The sequence below is a fragment of the Paraburkholderia sp. 32 genome, from assembly GCF_050435345.1.
In the GTDB taxonomy this organism is placed as follows: domain Bacteria; phylum Pseudomonadota; class Gammaproteobacteria; order Burkholderiales; family Burkholderiaceae; genus Paraburkholderia; species Paraburkholderia tuberum.
In genome coordinates this window covers 51,466-69,304 of sequence record NZ_JBNDKD010000001.1, presented here as the reverse complement: position 1 = coordinate 69,304, position 17,839 = coordinate 51,466, and the positions used below count along the sequence as shown (strand labels likewise).

Sequence of the window (17,839 nt, the reverse complement as noted above, 5' to 3'; positions counted from 1 at the left end):
TGGATCACCGTCAAAACCTGAGGAACACCCAGAGCCGACCATGACCGACTCCCGGCAACATTCGCCATCCGCCGAACGCAATCGCGAACCGATCCTCGCCGTGCTGCGCGAGGCGCTGCCGGCGAGCGGCCGCGTGCTCGAAATCGCGAGCGGCACCGGTGAGCACGCGATCTGCTTCGCCGGCGCGCTGCCCGGTCTCGACTGGCAGCCGAGCGATGCCGATGAGGAGGCGCGCGAGTCGATTGCCGCGTGGACCGCGCAGGCGGGGCTCGCGAACCTGCGCGCGCCGCTCGCGCTCGACGTGCATCAGCCGGACTGGGGCGTCGATGCGCTCGACGCCGTCGTCTGCATCAACATGATCCACATCTCGCCGTGGAGCGCGGCGCAGGCACTTTTCGACGGCGCCGGGCGGCGCCTCGTCGACGGCGGCGTGCTCTATCTATACGGCCCTTACCGGCGCGGCGGCGCGCACACGGCGCCGAGCAACGAAGCGTTCGATCAATGGTTGAAGAGCCGCGATCCCGAATGGGGCGTGCGCGATATGGAAGCGGTCGTCGCGCTCGGCGACACGGCGGGGCTCACCTGCGAACGGGTGGTCGCGATGCCCGCGAACAACTTCAGCCTGGTGTTCACGAAGCGGGCAGGGTAGCGGGGGCACCGACGGGCCGCGCATTCGTCCACGCCTTGCGCCAAACCTCGGTGCGATCCCAAACCGAACCCGCCGCGCAAACGCCGACGCGCGCACAATACCTGTCGTCACGCGCAAACATGAGCACGACAGGAGCACGAGCAACTGGCGGCTTGCCCCTCCCAAGCGGCAAGCGCGCATTTCTTTTATCCTTTCACCCTCGACGCCGCGCCGCCGTTCTCATGGCGCGGCGCCACGACATTTTTTTGGACTCTGGAGAATTCAAATGGGCAAACAGGCAATCGGCGTGGTGGGGCTGGCGGTCATGGGCCGCAATCTGGCGCTCAACATCGAGAGCCGCGGCCACGCGGTGTCGGTCTACAACCGTAGCCGCGCGAAAACCGACGAACTCATCGCCGAATTTCCGGACCGCAAACTGGTGCCGGCTTTCACGCTGGAAGAGTTCGTCGACTCGCTCGAAAAGCCGCGCCGCATTCTGATGATGGTCAAGGCCGGCGAGCCGACCGACGCGACCATTGCCTCGCTCAAGCCGCTGCTCGAAAAAGGCGACATCCTGATCGACGGCGGCAACACGCCTTTCACCGACACGATCCGCCGCAACCAGGAACTCGCGAAGGCGGGTCTGCATTTCATCGGCACCGGCGTGTCGGGCGGCGAGGAGGGCGCGCTGAAAGGCCCGTCGATCATGCCGGGCGGCCCGCGCGACGCGTACGACCTCGTTGCGCCGATCCTCACCGAGATCGCCGCGAAGGCGCCGGACGGCGAGCCCTGCGTCGCGTACATGGGACCGGACGGCGCGGGCCACTTCGTGAAGATGGTGCACAACGGCATCGAGTACGGCGACATGCAGCTGATCGCCGAAAGCTACGCGGTGTTGAAGCAGGTCGTCGGATTGTCGAACGAGGAACTCGGCAAGGTCTACACCGAGTGGAACCAGGGCGAGCTCGACAGCTATCTGATCGAAATCACGTCGAAGATCTTCGGCAAGAAGGACGACGAAACCGGCAAGGACCTCGTCGACGTGATTCTCGACCGTGCCGCGCAGAAGGGCACCGGCAAGTGGACCAGCCAGAACGCGCTCGACCTCGGCGCGCCGTTGCCGCTGATCACCGAGGCGGTGTTCGCGCGCGTGCTGTCGTCGCTGAAGACGCAGCGCGTGGCCGCGAGCAAGGTGCTGGAAGGTCCGCAGGCGAGGCCGCTCGAAGGCGCGAAGGACGCGTTCATCGAATCGGTGCGCCGCGCGTTGTACTTCAGCAAGGTGATCTCGTACGCGCAGGGCTTCGCGCAGTTGCGCGCCGCGTCGGAAGAGTACAACTGGGATCTCGACTACGGAACGATCGCGAAGATTTTCCGCGCGGGCTGCATCATCCGCGCGCGCTTCCTGCAGAAGATCACCGACGCCTATTCGAAGGACAAGGCGCTCGCGAACCTGCTGCTCGACCCGTACTTCCGCGACATCGCGAAGAACTACCAGGCGGCGCTGCGCGAAGTCGTGGTGGCCGCGGTCAACGCGGGTGTGCCGGTGCCGGCATTCGCGTCGGCGATCGCGTATTTCGACGCCTACCGCTCGGAGCGTCTGCCCGCGAACCTCGTGCAAGCGCAGCGCGACTTCTTCGGCGCGCATACGTTCGAACGCATCGACAAGCCGGGCAGCTTCCACGCGCAGTGGAGCTGAGCGGTTGAAAAAACGGCCCGGCGCGCCATGGTGACAGGGCGCGCCGGGCCGTTGCTCCGTTTGGATCAACAAGGAAACGCCGCATTATTACCAAATGTCTCGCGGGTTAAACGCGGACTTTAAAGAATGCCAAATGATTATTGCGACGGCAGCAATAGAGTTTCACTGGTTTAAGGGTTTACCCTAGATCGAGACACCTCTAAACTTGTTTTCAATCGCTGAGGGATAAGCAGAAACCCGAAGCGCACCACACAACAAGTCCTTTGGAGGTTAATCATGAAGACCCTGATTTCCGCTGTTGCTATCGCCGCCGCCCTCGTTGTTCCGGTCGCGTCGTTCGCTCAAGCGAGTCAGCCGGTGACCCGTGCTCAGGTTCGCGCTGAACTGATTCAACTCGAAAAGGCCGGCTACAACCCGAGCGCCAGCGACGTGAACTACCCGGCCGACATCCAGGCAGCGCAAGCACGCGTCGATGCGCAACGCGGCACGGCCATCGCGGCCAACCCCGCAGACACCAGTGGCTACGGCGCTCCGGCCGCCGGCACGTCGCAAGCTGGCCACGCTGTCATCCCGGCGAAGGCCAACCGTGACTCGGTGTACTTCGGCAACTAATCGCAGTAGCAGTCCGCAGATGTAGTGGGTAGTTGTAGTGCGCTGTAGACGCCGCTTCGTGGAATAGCGCGAACGCGGCGGGCAAGAAAAAACGCCATCCGGTTCGATCGGATGGCGTTTTGTCGTTTACGGCGCCGTGCTGCGACGTTCCCGTCAATGCAGCGTTCGCTGCCGCCGGCCGATGTCATCGAACAGCGCGCGGCTCGGCTCCAGCGCGAGCAGCCACGATTCGTCGTAGTCGCTCAGGTTGTCGAGCGCCTCGCGCAGCCGTTCGAGCGCCACCGCCGGCAGCTCGACGCTCGCCTCGACCCCGCTCGACAGTCCCGCGATGCTCGCCAGTTGCACGAGCGCATCGGCGGCCTCGGCAACTTCGGCGGCGAAGATCAGATGCGTGTTCAGCAGTTCGACGAGGCCGGCAGACGCCGCCACATCGTCGACGTTGAGTTGCACGGCCAGAAAGGTGGCTTTGTTCATCCTCGATTCCTCCCAGAATCCCAACATTGTCGTGAGCTGCTCCGCGCGGCTTGACTGAGTATAGGCGATGGTCGATCGCCTGCAATGATCGGACGGAACGACCGTGGCGGCTTGCTCGCCCAGACGCGCGGGCCACGCGACCTATAATAGGGCCAGCCGCGCGAGCGCCGACGCCGTGGGCGCACGGCGCCGCCCGCCGGGCTTGCGCGCTTGCCAATTGCTCATCGACCATGAAGATCATCCGCAGCAGAAGCTTCACCGCGTCGCGTGCCTGGGGCGCGCTCGACATCGCGAACATGAACGGCGTCACCACGCGTCTGCATTGGACCGACCAGCCGTACAAGTGGCACGTGAACGACGGCGAGGAGGTATTCGCCGTGCTCGACGGCCGCGTCGAAATGCGCTATCGCGAAGACGGCGTCGAACGCACGACAGTGCTCGAAACCGGCGACGTGTTCCATGCGTCGGTCGGCACCGAGCATGTCGCGCATCCGCTGGGCGCGGCACGCGTGCTCGTCGTCGAAAAGCAGGGCAGCGTCTGAAGAACACGGCAGTTTGACGGCGCGTGTGTGGCGGTCGCGCACGATATCCAGGCGGCAGCGGACAACCGCGACCGTGTGCAAGCGTGACGGCACGGCAATTGCTGCGGCGTCGATTGAATCGGATTGAGACACAGGTCGAGGAAAAGCAGATGACACAACAATGGCAACCGACGGCGATCCGCCTGCTGATGGCGGCGGCGCTCGGCGTGGCGATCGCCGGCTGCACGACGATGCCGTGGGAAAGCACGCCGTTTTACAGCAACGCGCCGTCGAGCACGACCAGCCTCGCGACCGTCCCGGTGCCCGCCGGCTACTATCGCGTCAATCCGGGCGATACGCTGTCCGGCATCGCTTCGGCCTATGGACGAAGGCCGCAGGAAATCGCGGCCTGGAACGGCTTGCCGGTCAACGCGGCGGTGGCACCCGGCGAGGTGCTGCGTGTTTCACCGCCGATGGCCTCGGGCAGCGTGGTCACGCCGCCGGTCGCGGTGGCGCCGGGTGCGCCAGCCGCGCCGGGCGCGCCGGGCGCGACGGCGACCGTGCCGCCGGGCGCCGTACCCGGTGCGCCGGCCCCTGCCGCCGTGCCGCAGCAGGGCGTGCTGCAATGGCCATTGCGCGGACCGATCCTGCGCGCGTTCGCGCCGGGCAAATCCAACGGCATCGTGATCGGCGGCCAACCCGGTGATCCGGTCAAGGCCGCGGCGACCGGCCGCGTGGTGTACGCGGGCACCGGCATCGAAGCCTACGGCCCGCTCATCATCATCAAGCACAACGATTCGCTGATCACCGCGTACGGCCAGAACAGCCAGCTACTCGTCAAGGAAGGCGATGCGGTGGCGCAAGGGCAGACGATCGGCGAGGTCGGTGTCGATAGCCACGGCGTCGCGTCGATCCAGTTCGAAGTGCGCGAGAACGGCCAGCCGGTCGATCCGCTCCAGTGGTTGCCGAAGCCTGGCGGCTGAGCGTCCCCGTCGCGACTGTTGGCTCATCGCAGCCGGATCGGCGCGCTTCTCGGGGATGCGCCGATTTTCAGCGTCGTCTGAATTGAATACACTGTATGGCTCGTTTGCCGGCGCGCGCGTTCCTTCCGGAATGCACGGGCGGCCGGTTGCCGTAGGCTGTCATTCATGGACGCACAGGGACACACAATGATCGATTTGCGCAGCGATACCGTTACCCGTCCGACTCCGCCGATGCTCGCGGCGATGTCGGCGGCCGAAGTCGGCGACGACGTCTGGGGCGACGACCCCACCGTCCTGCGTCTGCAGGCCACGCTGGCCGAGCGCACCGGCAAGGAAGCAGGGCTGTTCTTCCCGAGCGGCACGCAAAGCAACCTCGCCGCGTTGATGGCGCACTGCGCGCGCGGCGACGAATACATCGTCGGCCAGCTCGCGCACACCTACAAATACGAGGGCGGCGGCGCGGCCGTGCTCGGCAGCATCCAGCCCCAACCGCTCGAAAACGCCGCCGACGGCTCGATCCCACTCGACAAGATCGCCGCCGCAATCAAGCCGATCGACGATCACTTCGCGCGCACGCGGCTGCTCGCGTTGGAAAACACGATCGGCGGCAAGGTGCTGCCGGCGCAGTACGTCGCCGATGCGACGCGGCTCGCGCGCGAGCGCGGCCTCGCCACCCACCTCGACGGCGCGCGCGTGTTCAACGCGGCGGTCGCGGCGGGCAAGCCGGTCGCGGCGCTGGCCGAGCCGTTCGATTCGGTGTCGATCTGTTTTTCGAAGGGACTGGGCGCGCCGGTCGGCTCGGTGCTGGTCGGCAGCCGCGCGCTGATCGACGTCGCGCATCGCTGGCGCAAGGTGCTCGGCGGCGGCATGCGCCAGGCTGGCGTGCTCGCGGCGGCGTGCCTGTACGCGCTCGATCACAACGTCGAGCGGCTCGCCGACGACCACGCAAATGCCGCGCATCTGGCGGCGGGGCTGGAGACGATCGAGCTGGTGAAGGTGCAGTCGGTCGCGACGAACATGGTGTTCGCGCAGTTTCCGCAGCAGCATTGCGCGCCGCTCGAGGCGTGGCTCAAGGAGCGCGGCATCCTCACGCAGATGCTGTATGCGTCGCGCTTCGTCACGCACATGGATGTGTCGCGCGACGATATCGACATGTTCATTGCCGCGGTGAAGGGGTATTTCGCGGCACGTTGATCGCGCCGCATGGGTCGCAAGCGAGGCGGCTCGCGTGGTTGCCGCCTCGTCTTCCCGCACTGGCTCCAACTCGTGCGCGCTCGTTCGAGGCGCGCTTCATTCAGGCTTCATCCCCGCCTCACGCGCCGTCCGGCGCATATCTCACTTGACCGCCGCCTTCGCCTGCACGCCCGCGCGATGCGACGGCGCGAGCAGCCGCAAGCCGCTCGCCAGGCTCGCCGCGCCGGCGAAGAACGCGCCGAGGCCGAGCGCGAGCGTCGGCCCATGCTGGCGGCCGGCAATGCCGAAGCACAGCGCGACCAGCGCCGCGCCGGTCGCCTGTCCGAGCAGCCGCGCGGTCGCCACGATGCCGCTCGCGCCGCCGCTACGCTCCGGCGGCGCGCTCGCCATCAGCGCCTTCAGGTTCGGCGACTGGAAAAAGCCGAAACCCGCGCCGCAGATCGCCATACGGATGCCGATGTCGAGCACGTGCGGATGGGCGGGCAGCAGCGCCAGCGAGGCCATCCCCGCCGACAGCACCGCGAGCCCGATCGCGCCGAGCAGCCCCGGCGGGTAGCGGTCCGACAGGCCGCCCGCGAGCGGCGCGGCGAGCGCGACCACGACGGGCCACGGCGTCATCAGGAAGCCGGTTTCGACCTGGCTGCGCAGCAGCACGTCCTCGAAATAGAACGGCAGCGACACGAACGCGAGGCCCTGCGCGGCGAACGAGCACACGGCCGTCACCGCCGACAGCGCGAACACCGGCCGCTTGAACAGATCGACAGGCAGCATGGGCGCGGGGTGGCCCGCCTCGCGGCGGATCAGCAGCAGCCCGAACACGCCGGCGAGCGCCGCGGCGCTGAGCACGATCTGCAGCGACGCGCGTTGCGCCGCCTCGCCGAGCGCGAAGATCAGCGCGGCGAACGTGACCACGTTGAGCAGCGCCGCCACCGGATCGAGCGGGTGCCGGCTCTGCGCGGTATGCGGCAGCGCCGGCATCGCGAAACTCAGCGCGAGTACACCGAGCGGCACGTTGACCGCGAACAGCCACGGCCAGGTCGCGACCGACAGAATCAACGACGCCACCGTCGGCCCGACCGCGAACGACACGCCGACGATCAGCGCATTGGTGCCAAGCCCGCGACCGAGCCGATGCGGCGGGTACAGATAGCGGATCAGCGCGGTGTTGACGCTCATGATCGCGCTGGCGCCCAAGCCCTGCACGATGCGCGCGGCGGCGAGCAGCGGCAGCGTCGGCGCCATCGCACAGCCGAGCGAGCTCAGCGTGAACAGCGCGATGCCGCCGATATAGATGCGCCGATGTCCGACGATGTCGCCGAGCGCGGCGAGCGGCAGCAGCGTCGCGACCATCGCGAGCTGATATGCGTTGATGATCCAGACCGAGGCGGCCGGCGCCGCGTGCAGGTCGCCGGCGATCGCGGGCAGCGCGGTGTTGGCGATCGCGGTATCGAGCGTGGCGAGCGCGACGGCGAGCATGATCGCGGCCATCGCGCGGCGGTTGGCGGCCGACATCGGGCCGTCGGCGGGGAGAGTCGGCGTGGGGACGCCGACGGCGGGGCTGAGCTTATCGGACAAGGCGTGGCTCGCGGGGTTGGGCATGCCGGTGTCGGTCGCTTCCGGAGAGGCGACGCGCTCGGGCGGCGGTTTCGTCGTGGGTGAGGCGCGCGCTGTCGGTCCACGGCGGATCAGCGTGGCGGCTTGTGCGGCGCAACGTCGCGATTGTTGCAGAGACGGCACGATCGTGCAGGGAGGCGGGCAGGAACCGGGAGGCGGCTAGAAGATGAGGCGCTTTGATCGATCTCAATGAAACGCAACTAACTGCCAATCCCGCCCGCCATCTCCAAATCGGCGCGCGCCGCGTCAAATCCAACACACATACGACAAAACCGCCCGGCAGAACGGCCGCCCAATTCGATCACAAAATCAGGCTATTCGGGGCTTCATCCGCTCGTCACGCATCGGAAAAATAATCGATGTGCGGCTCGCAGATGCTTCGGGCGTTTGCCTTCCCCAACCCGCTTTCGTCACCCGACTCATGCGCGCCGATGCCCACCCCGAGTGCCGCTGCCACGCGGCTTTGCACCGCGTCCGGGCGCCCGCCGCGGCTCGGTCGCGCGGCAGCGGGCGAGCTCGCCGGGCACGCCGTATGCGTTACCGTCCGCTCGCGCGCCAGCGTGCGCGATCCCTAAAATGTCCTACTCTATTTTTTTAAACCGCTCCGACAGGCACGCGCCTCCCGTCCGTCTCTCGTGCGGTTCGCGTTTGCCACGTCGACCTTCCCGGAGGCTTCGATGACAGCCGTCGATCTGGAATTCGACCAGCTCAACAGTACCGTCGACGCGCTACGGCGCTCAATTTCGAATCGCATGATGTACGGCGTCGGCAAGGACGCCGTTACCGCTCACCCGCACGACTGGCTGCACGCGGCCGCGCTGGCCGTGCGCGACCGGCTCGTCGCGCGCTGGATGAAGACCACGCGCCTGCAATACGAGCAGGACGTGAAGCGGGTCTACTACCTGTCGATGGAGTTTCTGATCGGCAGGACCTTTACCAACGCGCTACTCGCGCTCGGCATTCACGATCAGATGAAGGAGGCGCTCGCGAGCCTCGGCGTCGACATGGACGCGCTGATCGATCTCGAACCCGACGCAGCGCTCGGCAACGGCGGCCTCGGCCGGCTCGCGGCGTGCTTTCTCGACTCGATGGCGACGCTCGGCATTCCGGGCTTCGGCTACGGCATCCGTTACCAGTACGGCATGTTCCGTCAGGAAATCGTCAACGGCGAGCAGGTCGAGGCGCCCGACTATTGGCTGCGCGCCGGCAATCCATGGGAATTTCCGCGACCCGAAATCAAGTACATGGTGCACTTCGGCGGCCGCACCGTGCAGCGCGGCGACAAGACCGAATGGATCGACACCGAGCATGTGAACGCGACCGCCTACGACACCGTGATCCCCGGCTACGCGACCGACGCAACCAACACGCTGCGCCTATGGTCCGCGCGCGCGACCGAGGAACTCGACCTCGGCGCATTCAATCGTGGCGACTACCGCAACGCGGTCGACACCAAGAACATGTCGGAGAACGTGTCGCGGCTGCTCTATCCGGACGATTCGACGCCGGCGGGCCGCGAGTTGCGGCTGCGCCAGGAGTACTTCTTCGTGTCGGCGACGATGCAGGATCTGATCCGCCGCTATCAGCGCACGCACAGCACGTTCGGACGCTTCTCCGAGAAGGTCGCGGTGCATCTGAACGACACGCACCCGGTGCTCGCGATTCCCGAGCTGATGCGCCTGCTCGTCGACGAGCATCATGTGCCGTGGGACAAGGCGTGGAAACACTTGACGCAGATCTTCTCGTACACGAATCACACGCTGATGCCCGAGGCGCTCGAAACATGGGATGTCGAAATGTTGTCACGCCTGCTGCCGCGGCATCTCGAGATCATCTTCGAAATCAACGCGCAGTTTCTGAAGCACGTCAGCGAGCACTCGGGCCACGACGCCGAGATGATCCGCCGCATTTCGCTCGTCGATGAATATGGGCAGCGGCGCGTGCGCATGGCGTATCTGGCGATCGTCGCGAGTCACAAGGTGAACGGCGTGTCGAAGCTGCATTCGCAGCTGATGACGCGCGACATCTTCGCCGACTTCGCGCGCATCTATCCGGACCGCTTCACCAACGTGACCAACGGCATCACGCCGCGCCGCTGGCTCGCGCAGGCGAGTCCGTCGCTGTCGTCGCTGATCGACGCGCGCATCGGCACACACTGGCGCAGCAATCTGTTCGAGCTCGAGCAGCTGCGTAATCTGCGCAAGGACGACGAGTTCGTCGAAGCGTTCCGCGAGGCCAAACGACAGAGCAAGCTGCGGCTCGTGCACCGGCTCGCGCATCACACGAAGCTGCACTTCGATCCGGACGCGCTGTTCGATCTGCAGGTCAAGCGCATTCACGAATACAAGCGCCAGTTGCTGAACTTGCTGCACGTGATCGTACGCTACAACGAGATTCGCGCGAATCCGGAGCGCGACTGGGTGCCGCGCGTCGTGCTGTTCGCGGGCAAAGCCGCGTCCGCGTACCGGATGGCCAAGACGATCATCAAGCTGATCGGCGACGTCAGCGAGAAGGTCAATCATGATCCGCTGATCGGCGACAGGCTGAAGGTCGTGTTCGTGCCGAACTACGGCGTCAGCGTGGCCGAGCTGATCATTCCGGCGGCCGATCTGTCGGAGCAGATCTCGATGGCCGGCACCGAGGCGTCGGGCACCGGCAACATGAAGCTCGCGCTCAATGGCGCATTGACGATCGGCACGATGGACGGCGCGAACATCGAGATCTGCGACGCGGTGGGGCGCGAGAACATCTTCATCTTCGGTCACTCCGCCGACGAGGTGGACGACCTGCGCGCAAGCGGCTATCGGCCGCGGCGGATTTACGAGGAAAACGAAGCACTGCGCACCGCGCTCGATCAGATTCGCACGGGCTACTTTTCGCCGGACGATCCGCTGCGCTTCTCGGATATCTTTCACACGCTGGTCGACTGGGGCGATCACTATATGGTGCTCGCCGATTTCGACGCGTTCGCGAAGGCGCAGAACGAAGTGGATGCGCGTTTCGTCGACAAGCACGCGTGGGCCGAAAGCGCGATCGAGAACGTCGCGGGGATGGGGCAGTTCTCGTCGGATCGAACGATCGGCGAGTATGCGCGCAATATCTGGCGCGTGAGTCCGCTCAGTCTCGACTGAGCGCGAGATGACGGCAACGTAGTCGTTGCTTGCGGGCAAGCAGATCGAAAGCCGTGCGAGGCTGGTGCTGATCCGTCGCGCACGGCTTCGTCATGTTCGATCGTCGCCCCGCGTCAAGCCTTCGGCGCGGCAGCCGCGGCCTTCGCCCGATGCACTGCCTCGCCGACGCGCTCGACGAACTCGCGATCCGTACTCATCAGCGCTTCGCGCTCGCCGTCGGCCGTCTTGACCATCAGCCGATGCGTGATGTCCTGGGTCACCCAGGTAAGCCAACCGACCACGATCAGCATCACCCCGCATACGAGTCCCGACGCCGAGTGCAGCAAGCCCCCGACGATTGCGCCGAGCAGCCCGGCCACCGAGATCACGAGCGGCACGACCTTGTTCTTCTGCACGGTCACGACCTGCACGTCGACGATATCGCGCAGCGGGAAGACCTGACCTGCGGATGAGAGGGCGTTGCGCGTGACCGACACGCCGCGATCGTTGAAAGGGCTTTCCATCGTTTCAATGCGAGGGTGGTGAAGCGCGCAGCGTAGCAGACTTCCTTCAAATTCCTAAAGTTACGGACTTTTCTATCCCCTCTCAGGCCCGTGTTGCAAGGGAGAGCGATTCCAATGACTAAAAAAACAGTTGAGGGATTTTGACTAAAATATGGCGGCGCGAGTCAAAGAGTGGTTGCGGCAGCCTCGTGGGTCCGGCCGATGCCGCCTACTTCGAATCGCTGCGCGCCCGAGTGCGTACTTCGCGCAAATGACGGCCAAGCCCGTCATCCCAACGCGACTGGCCAAGCAAGACGTAGAAGACGAGCTGATCCACCACCTCGTAGACGAAGGCTCGGAACAGGCAGCGCTCGCGTTCATTGCGGAGATCGAGCAAGCATACGCGCATCTCGCTAACCGCTCCAACATCGGGTCTCCCCGTTACGGGTATGAGCTGGACATACCGGGCCTGCGGGCGTGGCCGCTTGCTCGCTACCCGCATCTGATCTTCTACATTGAGCGCAAGGATCACGTCGAGATGTGGCGCTTGCTCAACGGAAAGCGGGATATCCCGGCGTGGCTCGCTGAGCGATGACAGCGAGTTCCATTGACGCCATTTGCACGGCACAGATCCCGCGAGCAGCCACTCGGCATTGACCTGGACACAATCGTCGCCTTCACGATCCCTTCATTTCAAGGTGCCTTGGGCGGGCCGCTTACACAGGCTGTTGAAAAGCGCCCTTCATAAATACCGAAGAGGTGTTCGGGACGTTTGCGCAGGCGAAGGGTATTCCGGACCGTCGTCTTACTCCCCGCGATGCGGCGGACCTGCTGGCCGATGCGGCGCAAAGCGTTCAGGACAGACTTGCGACTCCTGGCACGACGAGCTAACGTCAAGAGTGGTGTATGGGCAGCTTGATAGCGTTCGGCTTCAGGCGGCGAGTTTCTGCTGAACTGGTTGATCGCCTTGCACCGGTTCGCCGTCCCTGAAGGCAATGCCCTCCAGCAACAGCTTGATCTGCTCAGGGCCGTTGATACGGCGCCAGGTTTTCTCGGCTTCCTCGATCAGCTTGAATGCCAGACCGAGGAAGGTTGGTCGCGACACGCAGTTGCGGGTGCGAGTCGTCCGGTGGCGCACGGTCGCGAATGTCGACTCAATCGCATTCGTCGTGCGCAAATGCTGCCAGTGCTCGGCGGGGAAGTCGTAAAACGCCAGCAGGCTCTCCCGGTCCTTCTTCAGCGTTTCGGTTGCCTTCGGATATTTCGCGGCGTAGACCGTCACGAAACGATCGAACGCGGCGTACGCGTCGGCGCGCGTCGCCGCCATCCAGATCGCCTGCAGGTCGGCCTTCGCGCGCCCCTGTTGCGACTTCGGCAGCGCGTTGAGCACGTTGCCCATCTTGTGAAACCAGCAGCGCTGGCCGCGCGTTGCAGGAAACACTTCCTCCAGTGCGGCCCAGAAGCCCATTGCGCCATCACCGACGGCCAGCAGCGGACCACCCTGCAAGCCTCGCGATTTCAGATCGAGCAGCAGTTCCTGCCAGGACGCCTTCGACTCCCGATACCCGTCGCCGATTGCCACACGCTCCTTGCGCCCATCCGGCCTCACGCCGATGATCACCAGCAGGCATTGACCATCCGAGTTCTCGCTGCGCAGGCCGGTATGAATGCCGTCGACCCACCAGTACACGTAGCGCGAGTTCGACAGATCACGCCGGCTCCAGCTGGCGTGCTCATCGCCCCATTGCGCCTTCAGGCGACTTACCACGTTCGCCGACAACCCCTTGGCGTCCTCGCCCAGCAGCACGCCCAGCGCTTCGCTCATATCGCCCGTCGAAATGCCCTTCAGATACAGCCACGGCAGCGCCGCACTCACGCGCGGCGACTTCCGCACATACGGCGGCACAATCGATGAATTGAACTTCACACCTGATCCTGATCGATCGCGAACCTTCGGCACCTTCACCGCAATGGGGCCGGCCGCCGTCAGCACCTCGCGCTCCGGCAGATAGCCATTGCGCACCACGGCACGCTGTCCGTGCAGGGTTTTAACGTTCTCGAACCGCTCCAGCAGCGCCGACAGCTCTGCTTCGATTGCCTGCTGGATCACCTGCCGCGCGCCCTGGCGCACCAGATCGTCCAAGCCCAGACCGACTTCCGATAGACCGACGACTTCTTTTTCCGTAAACTTGCTCATGGTGGATGGTTTGTTGTTTGCTGGTTTCCGACTTCGACAATCAGATTCTCAGCTGAAACCTCCACCGCCTTCAATCTCCCGCCTCAAATCCCCCATACACCAGATTCGAGCTTAGCTCTGGCACGACCACGACGAAGCACTAACTGGCTCTGTCAGCAATCCAATGAAGGCGGCTTGATGCCGCCTTTTTCAATTGCACGGCGAGAAGCAGACGTTTATTCGTTTTGCATATTGTGTCTGCATATGTTGTCACGCGCGTCCATCAGATAAATCATGTGCCTCCCGACCCGACCCGACCCGAACGAAACGCGCGAGGAGATGCTGGCCATGATTGAGCGCATCGCCGAACTTCTGGAGGCGCGCTCGCGGCGACGCCACGCTTCTCTCTACCACACTGCGCTATCACGAGCAGCAGGGCTGACCGTTTCCCGCGCGCGATCGACTCGCATGCGTCGTTCGCCATTAGGTGTTGCTGCACCCGTTTATCACGCGTTTCCATCTCGAAAAAGCAAAGGATTCCGATTTAACGATCATTCACAAAATCGTTGGCAATTTCGCACAGGGTGGGCGTGGAGTGATTGACGGGCAGCGGGTACCGCCCTAGATTTTTTCGGTTGAAGGTTGCTGACGCAACAGTTGTGCCTCGTTTCTTTAACCATACAGGGATGTGTGGATGAATGCTGTGACGAAAAATTTTACCGCCGCGCTCAGCCATCCGAGCGCGCGCCTGACCCAGCACCTCAGGATCTGGATCGGCTCCCAGCCCCATGACCTCGACGTGCTCGATTTCAAGGCCAGCGGTGGCTTCTGCAAGGACTACCGCGTCGACGTCACGGTTACGTCGCCACGGCTGGAGATCGACGGCAAGCAGTATGTGGGCCGTCGCGCGGGCCTGCAGATCGACGAGCAGGCGGCGGTGCCCTCGGTGAGCTACGTGCAGCCCGTCAGTCACGACGCCGCCACCTTCAACGGCGTGGTGACGAGCTGGAAGCGCATCCGCACGAGCCGCGACGAGTCCGCGTACCGGCTGCTCATCGAGCCGCGCTTTGTGGCCCTCTGCAAACGCATCATCAAAAGCGACACATTCAAGGATGTGACGTTGCAGGAGCTGATCACCCAGGCGCTGGTCGACCGCAAGAATTTCGATGCCTTCGATGTCGAATTCCAGATCGAAGGGCTGCAGGAGAAGATGGAGCAGGTGGTGATGCTGGAGGAGTCGCTCTGGAGTTTCATCACCCGCCATTGCCGTCGCCTCGGCGTTTTCTGGTTCTACAAGCAGGGACGCGGCAAGGATGGCAAGCTCGACACCATCGTGTTCGCCAACAATCCGCGCGCCTATATCCGCTCGGTCGACGTGCCGCTGCTGGATGCCTCGGGCCTGCATGCGAGCTGGCACGAAGCGGCCCAGGCCGTGCATGAGCAGCGCGCGCTGGTGCCGGCCACCATCGAACTGTGGGAGCGCAACTACTGCACGCCGGACGATCCCCTTCGCGCCACGGCGAATGTCTCCATCGAGACGGATGACCGCTCGTCGTTCGGGCAGATCAGTCGCAGCGTCGAAGGCCATCTGACGCCAGCGCAGGCCGAAACGTTCGCACAGACCCGGCGCGACGGGCAGATCGCGCGTCAGGCGACGCTGGCGGGCAGGACCGACGCCAAGGGCATCGCGGCGGGCGTGGTAATGAAGCTCACCAATGCGAAGATGCCGAGCGCCGAATACGGCTTCGTGATCACTTCGTTCAAGATGAAGGGCAGCCGCACCAAGCCGGCCTATACGCGCTTCAAGGCGATGCCGGCGCACCTGACCTACCGGCCCAGGTTTGACTTTGAGCGGGACTGGCGTTTTCTGCCTGGTCCCGCTGTGGGCGTGGTCACGACGAGCGACTCCGCCCCCTACGGCGACATGGACGACCACGGGCGTTATAGCGTGCTGCCGAAGTTCCTGCAGGGCACGGGCAACACCGACAACAAGCTGCTGAAGCTTCGCCTGCTGCGTCCGTCATCGTCCTACCAGGGCGGCTTCCACTCGCCCCTGCTGCCGGGGACCGAGGTCCTGCTCGACGCCGAAAATCGCGACGTGGACCGCATCTACATAGCGGGGGCCATGCACGACTACGCCCACCCGGACGTGGTGCGCGGAGACCAGTCGCTGTTTAGCTATGCCATCTGGCGCTCGCCGCTGCTCGGTGCGGAGGTGGTGTTCAACGATCTGCAAGGAAAGGAGAGTGCGCGCCTCGCGACCGTGTACAGCCAGACGGCCTTCAACCAGGGCTACCTGCTCAACAGCAAGAAGCTCGCTCGCGGAGAGGGGTTTGAGGCTACCACTAAATCGTGGGGCACGGCACGCGCGGCGAAGGGCCTGTTCCTCTCGGCGGACGCGGCAGCCGGGCCGGATACCCCGCACCTGGACATGCCCGCCGCTGTCGCGCAGCTCAAGGCGGCCCTGCAGCGCGTGACGGATCTGGCAACGGCGACCACGCAGGCCGGTGCTGATCCGGCCGACCGCGCCACGCAGTCGGCGCTGCTCGACGGGCTGAACCAGCTTCGCGACGCAGGGCTGCTCGCGAGCGCCCCCGGCGGCATGGCGTTCGTGACGCCGAAATCAATGCAGCACTCGGCGGGGCAGAACGCGATTGTCACGGCAGGCCAGGACATGGACGTGAGCGTCGTTAGGCGCCTGCGCATGGTGGCGGGGGATCTGATTTCGCTGTGTGCACACAAGCTCGGGATGAAATTTATCGCGGCGAAGGGGAAGGTCCTGATGGCAGCGCTCACGGACGGCATGGATCTGTTCGCGCAGAAGCAGTTGCGCGTCGCCAGCGAAAGTGCGGATGTGCAGGTGTCGGCGAAGTCGAAGATCACGCTCAACTGCGGCGGGGCCTCGGTTGTCATGGAGGGCGGCAACATCACGTTCCACTGCCCCGGCGCATACACCATCAAGGCCGCCTCGTTTACGTTTGTCGGCCCCGGCAACGTCCCAGCCGTCCTACCTGTCCTGCCGAAAAGTGACCTAACGCTCAATGAGCGGTACTCCCATACCAACTAACACGCCATGATTATCAGCCCTCCGTTTCTGCCTGAATCCGGCCTCACTTCTACCGACGGATCGAGGCCCGACCCCATGATGGACGCGGTCGACAAGTTCGAACTCGCACACGGCATCTATCCGATCGCGTTCGACCGGCGCTGGCACTGTGGCGCCCATCTCGCGCCCGACGTGCATGGTCCTGTCTATGCCATCGCCGACGGCGAGGTCGTCGCATACCGGGTCTGCCAGCACGCGATGGACTCGGGCAATGGGAACGCAGGCTTCGTCCTGCTCAGGCATTCGACCGAAACGGGCGACGGGCGCAAGCTGACGTTCTACTCGCTTTACATGCACCTCCTGCCGCTCGCCGAGTATCAGTCATTCGGGCACGACGGGAGACGGCTGCCCGAGTTCCTGCGCAAGCCTACTGGCCAGGTTGCCCAGGGTGCGGTGGAACCAGCGATGCGTGGCGGCAACAATACGGTACGGCGCAAGGACGTCATCGGATTTCTCGGGCGTTACGACGGCGTAACCTACACGCACTTCGAGATCTTCATGACGCCGGGCGATTTCGATGCGTATTTCGGTCATACGCAACTCGGTAACGCCGCGCCGGACACGCCGACGAGTTCGGACTGCTGGGGCCATACCTGGTATACGATCCCTGCGGGGCAGCAGTTCTACGCGCTCCCTCCGGGAACTGACGCACACAACACGTTGCACGGTATCAAGTTCGAGACGCGGCAGACGGGGACGAATACGCCGCCGCTCGTCGTCGAGACGTACTTCAGCAAGGGAGCGAAATACACCAACGTCTGGAGCGTTGAGGCGGACGGTTCGCGCACGCTGCTGACGGAGCAGCCGGTGTGCGAGGCCGATTACGAATACGATCTTTATCGCCGCGCGACCGCGCTCTACGGCACCTGTCCGAGCGACGGCTACGAGATGCTGCGCTTTGGGCGCATCCTCTCGACGCCCGCGACCCTCTCCGGGGCGGCCTGTGCGACGTGGGTGCAAGTGACCTATGCTGCGGGAAAGCAAGGCTATATCAATATCAACAACGCGGCGATCAAGAAGCTGTCCGACGCGGATTTCCCGTCGCTCATGGGCTGGCAAAAGCTCAGTGACGGTAATATGCCCTTCAGCAGCGACGGCTTGTGCGATATCGACGCGCTCAAGAAACTGGTCAAGGATGCTGCGGCCAGCGAACAGCCAACGGTCTCGGCGGAAACGACAGAAGTGCAGAAGGCGGACGCGCTTTCAGGCTACGTCAAGGGTC

At 64.5% G+C, this 17,839-nt stretch carries 13 protein-coding genes; 9 read left to right on the top strand and 4 right to left on the bottom strand.

Features of this window, described 5'->3' with window-relative positions; genetic code table 11:
* Positions 1-40: 40 nt before the first annotated feature.
* The 3 genes from OKW26_RS00300 to OKW26_RS00290 all read left to right on the top strand — a co-directional run bounded on the left by OKW26_RS00300 (position 41) and on the right by OKW26_RS00290 (position 2,936).
* Positions 41-649 (top strand): DUF938 domain-containing protein, encoded by a 609-nt coding sequence (locus tag OKW26_RS00300; RefSeq protein ID WP_429352302.1) that lies wholly within the window; start codon positions 41-43, stop codon positions 647-649.
* A 265-nt stretch (positions 650-914) separates the two neighbouring features.
* On the top strand, positions 915-2,324 hold the full coding sequence (gene gndA, locus OKW26_RS00295) for an NADP-dependent phosphogluconate dehydrogenase (protein ID WP_184037125.1): 1,410 nt from the start codon (positions 915-917) through the stop codon (positions 2,322-2,324).
* Between the two features lie 276 nt (positions 2,325-2,600).
* Positions 2,601-2,936: a DUF4148 domain-containing protein gene (locus OKW26_RS00290; protein WP_090809377.1), complete on the top strand. Its 336-nt coding sequence runs from the start codon at positions 2,601-2,603 to the stop codon at positions 2,934-2,936.
* A 153-nt stretch (positions 2,937-3,089) separates the two neighbouring features.
* Here OKW26_RS00290 and OKW26_RS00285 read toward each other — a convergent pair whose 3' ends face one another.
* Positions 3,090-3,410 carry a hypothetical protein gene (locus tag OKW26_RS00285; RefSeq protein WP_184060543.1) on the bottom strand — a complete coding sequence of 107 codons (321 nt, stop codon included), beginning with the start codon at positions 3,408-3,410 and terminating at the stop codon, positions 3,090-3,092.
* 230 nt (positions 3,411-3,640) lie between these two features.
* Between OKW26_RS00285 and OKW26_RS00280 the strand changes: the two genes are divergently transcribed.
* From OKW26_RS00280 to ltaE, 3 genes are all read left to right on the top strand, one after another.
* The gene (locus OKW26_RS00280) at positions 3,641-3,952 is read left to right on the top strand and encodes a cupin domain-containing protein (RefSeq protein ID WP_184037116.1); all 312 of its coding nucleotides are present in this window, start codon (positions 3,641-3,643) and stop codon (positions 3,950-3,952) included.
* Between the two features lie 149 nt (positions 3,953-4,101).
* Positions 4,102-4,914 carry a peptidoglycan DD-metalloendopeptidase family protein gene (locus tag OKW26_RS00275; RefSeq protein WP_429352301.1) on the top strand — a complete coding sequence of 271 codons (813 nt, stop codon included), beginning with the start codon at positions 4,102-4,104 and terminating at the stop codon, positions 4,912-4,914.
* Between the two features lie 186 nt (positions 4,915-5,100).
* The gene (gene ltaE / locus OKW26_RS00270) at positions 5,101-6,108 is read left to right on the top strand and encodes a low-specificity L-threonine aldolase (protein WP_429352300.1); all 1,008 of its coding nucleotides are present in this window, start codon (positions 5,101-5,103) and stop codon (positions 6,106-6,108) included.
* Positions 6,109-6,249: 141 nt separating this feature from the next.
* Here the strand turns inward: ltaE and OKW26_RS00265 are convergent, their stop codons facing one another.
* The gene (locus OKW26_RS00265; RefSeq protein WP_429354158.1) at positions 6,250-7,620 is read right to left on the bottom strand and encodes an MFS transporter; all 1,371 of its coding nucleotides are present in this window, start codon (positions 7,618-7,620) and stop codon (positions 6,250-6,252) included.
* A 779-nt stretch (positions 7,621-8,399) separates the two neighbouring features.
* Here OKW26_RS00265 and OKW26_RS00260 point away from each other — a divergent pair.
* Complete coding sequence (locus OKW26_RS00260; protein WP_184060547.1) at positions 8,400-10,853, top strand: glycogen/starch/alpha-glucan phosphorylase; 2,454 nt, start codon at positions 8,400-8,402, stop codon at positions 10,851-10,853.
* A 113-nt stretch (positions 10,854-10,966) separates the two neighbouring features.
* Here the strand turns inward: OKW26_RS00260 and OKW26_RS00255 are convergent, their stop codons facing one another.
* A complete protein-coding gene (locus tag OKW26_RS00255) occupies positions 10,967-11,356 on the bottom strand; it encodes a DUF6232 family protein (RefSeq protein WP_429352299.1) in 390 nt (129 codons plus the stop codon).
* A 250-nt stretch (positions 11,357-11,606) separates the two neighbouring features.
* Here OKW26_RS00255 and OKW26_RS00250 point away from each other — a divergent pair, with 250 nt between their 5' ends.
* Positions 11,607-11,930 carry a type II toxin-antitoxin system RelE/ParE family toxin gene (locus OKW26_RS00250; protein WP_429352298.1) on the top strand — a complete coding sequence of 108 codons (324 nt, stop codon included), beginning with the start codon at positions 11,607-11,609 and terminating at the stop codon, positions 11,928-11,930.
* Positions 11,931-12,266: 336 nt separating this feature from the next.
* On the opposite strand, the gene OKW26_RS00245 is transcribed toward OKW26_RS00250, so the two are convergent.
* Positions 12,267-13,532: an IS256 family transposase gene (locus tag OKW26_RS00245; protein ID WP_429352297.1), complete on the bottom strand. Its 1,266-nt coding sequence runs from the start codon at positions 13,530-13,532 to the stop codon at positions 12,267-12,269.
* A 673-nt stretch (positions 13,533-14,205) separates the two neighbouring features.
* Between OKW26_RS00245 and OKW26_RS00240 the strand changes: the two genes are divergently transcribed.
* Complete coding sequence (locus OKW26_RS00240; RefSeq protein WP_429352296.1) at positions 14,206-16,578, top strand: DUF2345 domain-containing protein; 2,373 nt, start codon at positions 14,206-14,208, stop codon at positions 16,576-16,578.
* The last annotated feature ends 1,261 nt before the right edge of the window (positions 16,579-17,839 follow it).

Bases quoted from the DNA above. Each gene is read 5' to 3' on its own strand.
- OKW26_RS00240 (WP_429352296.1), top strand. From the start codon at position 14,206: ATGAATGCTGTGACGAAAAATTTTACCGCCGCGCTCAGCCATCCGAGC.
- OKW26_RS00265 (WP_429354158.1), bottom strand. From the start codon at position 7,620: ATGTCGGCCGCCAACCGCCGCGCGATGGCCGCGATCATGCTCGCCGTC.
- OKW26_RS00250 (WP_429352298.1), top strand. From the start codon at position 11,607: ATGACGGCCAAGCCCGTCATCCCAACGCGACTGGCCAAGCAAGACGTA.
- gndA (WP_184037125.1), top strand. From the start codon at position 915: ATGGGCAAACAGGCAATCGGCGTGGTGGGGCTGGCGGTCATGGGCCGC.
- ltaE (WP_429352300.1), top strand. From the start codon at position 5,101: ATGATCGATTTGCGCAGCGATACCGTTACCCGTCCGACTCCGCCGATG.
- OKW26_RS00290 (WP_090809377.1), top strand. From the start codon at position 2,601: ATGAAGACCCTGATTTCCGCTGTTGCTATCGCCGCCGCCCTCGTTGTT.
- OKW26_RS00260 (WP_184060547.1), top strand. From the start codon at position 8,400: ATGACAGCCGTCGATCTGGAATTCGACCAGCTCAACAGTACCGTCGAC.
- OKW26_RS00275 (WP_429352301.1), top strand. From the start codon at position 4,102: ATGACACAACAATGGCAACCGACGGCGATCCGCCTGCTGATGGCGGCG.
- OKW26_RS00255 (WP_429352299.1), bottom strand. From the start codon at position 11,356: ATGGAAAGCCCTTTCAACGATCGCGGCGTGTCGGTCACGCGCAACGCC.
- OKW26_RS00245 (WP_429352297.1), bottom strand. From the start codon at position 13,532: ATGAGCAAGTTTACGGAAAAAGAAGTCGTCGGTCTATCGGAAGTCGGT.
- OKW26_RS00280 (WP_184037116.1), top strand. From the start codon at position 3,641: ATGAAGATCATCCGCAGCAGAAGCTTCACCGCGTCGCGTGCCTGGGGC.
- OKW26_RS00285 (WP_184060543.1), bottom strand. From the start codon at position 3,410: ATGAACAAAGCCACCTTTCTGGCCGTGCAACTCAACGTCGACGATGTG.
- OKW26_RS00300 (WP_429352302.1), top strand. From the start codon at position 41: ATGACCGACTCCCGGCAACATTCGCCATCCGCCGAACGCAATCGCGAA.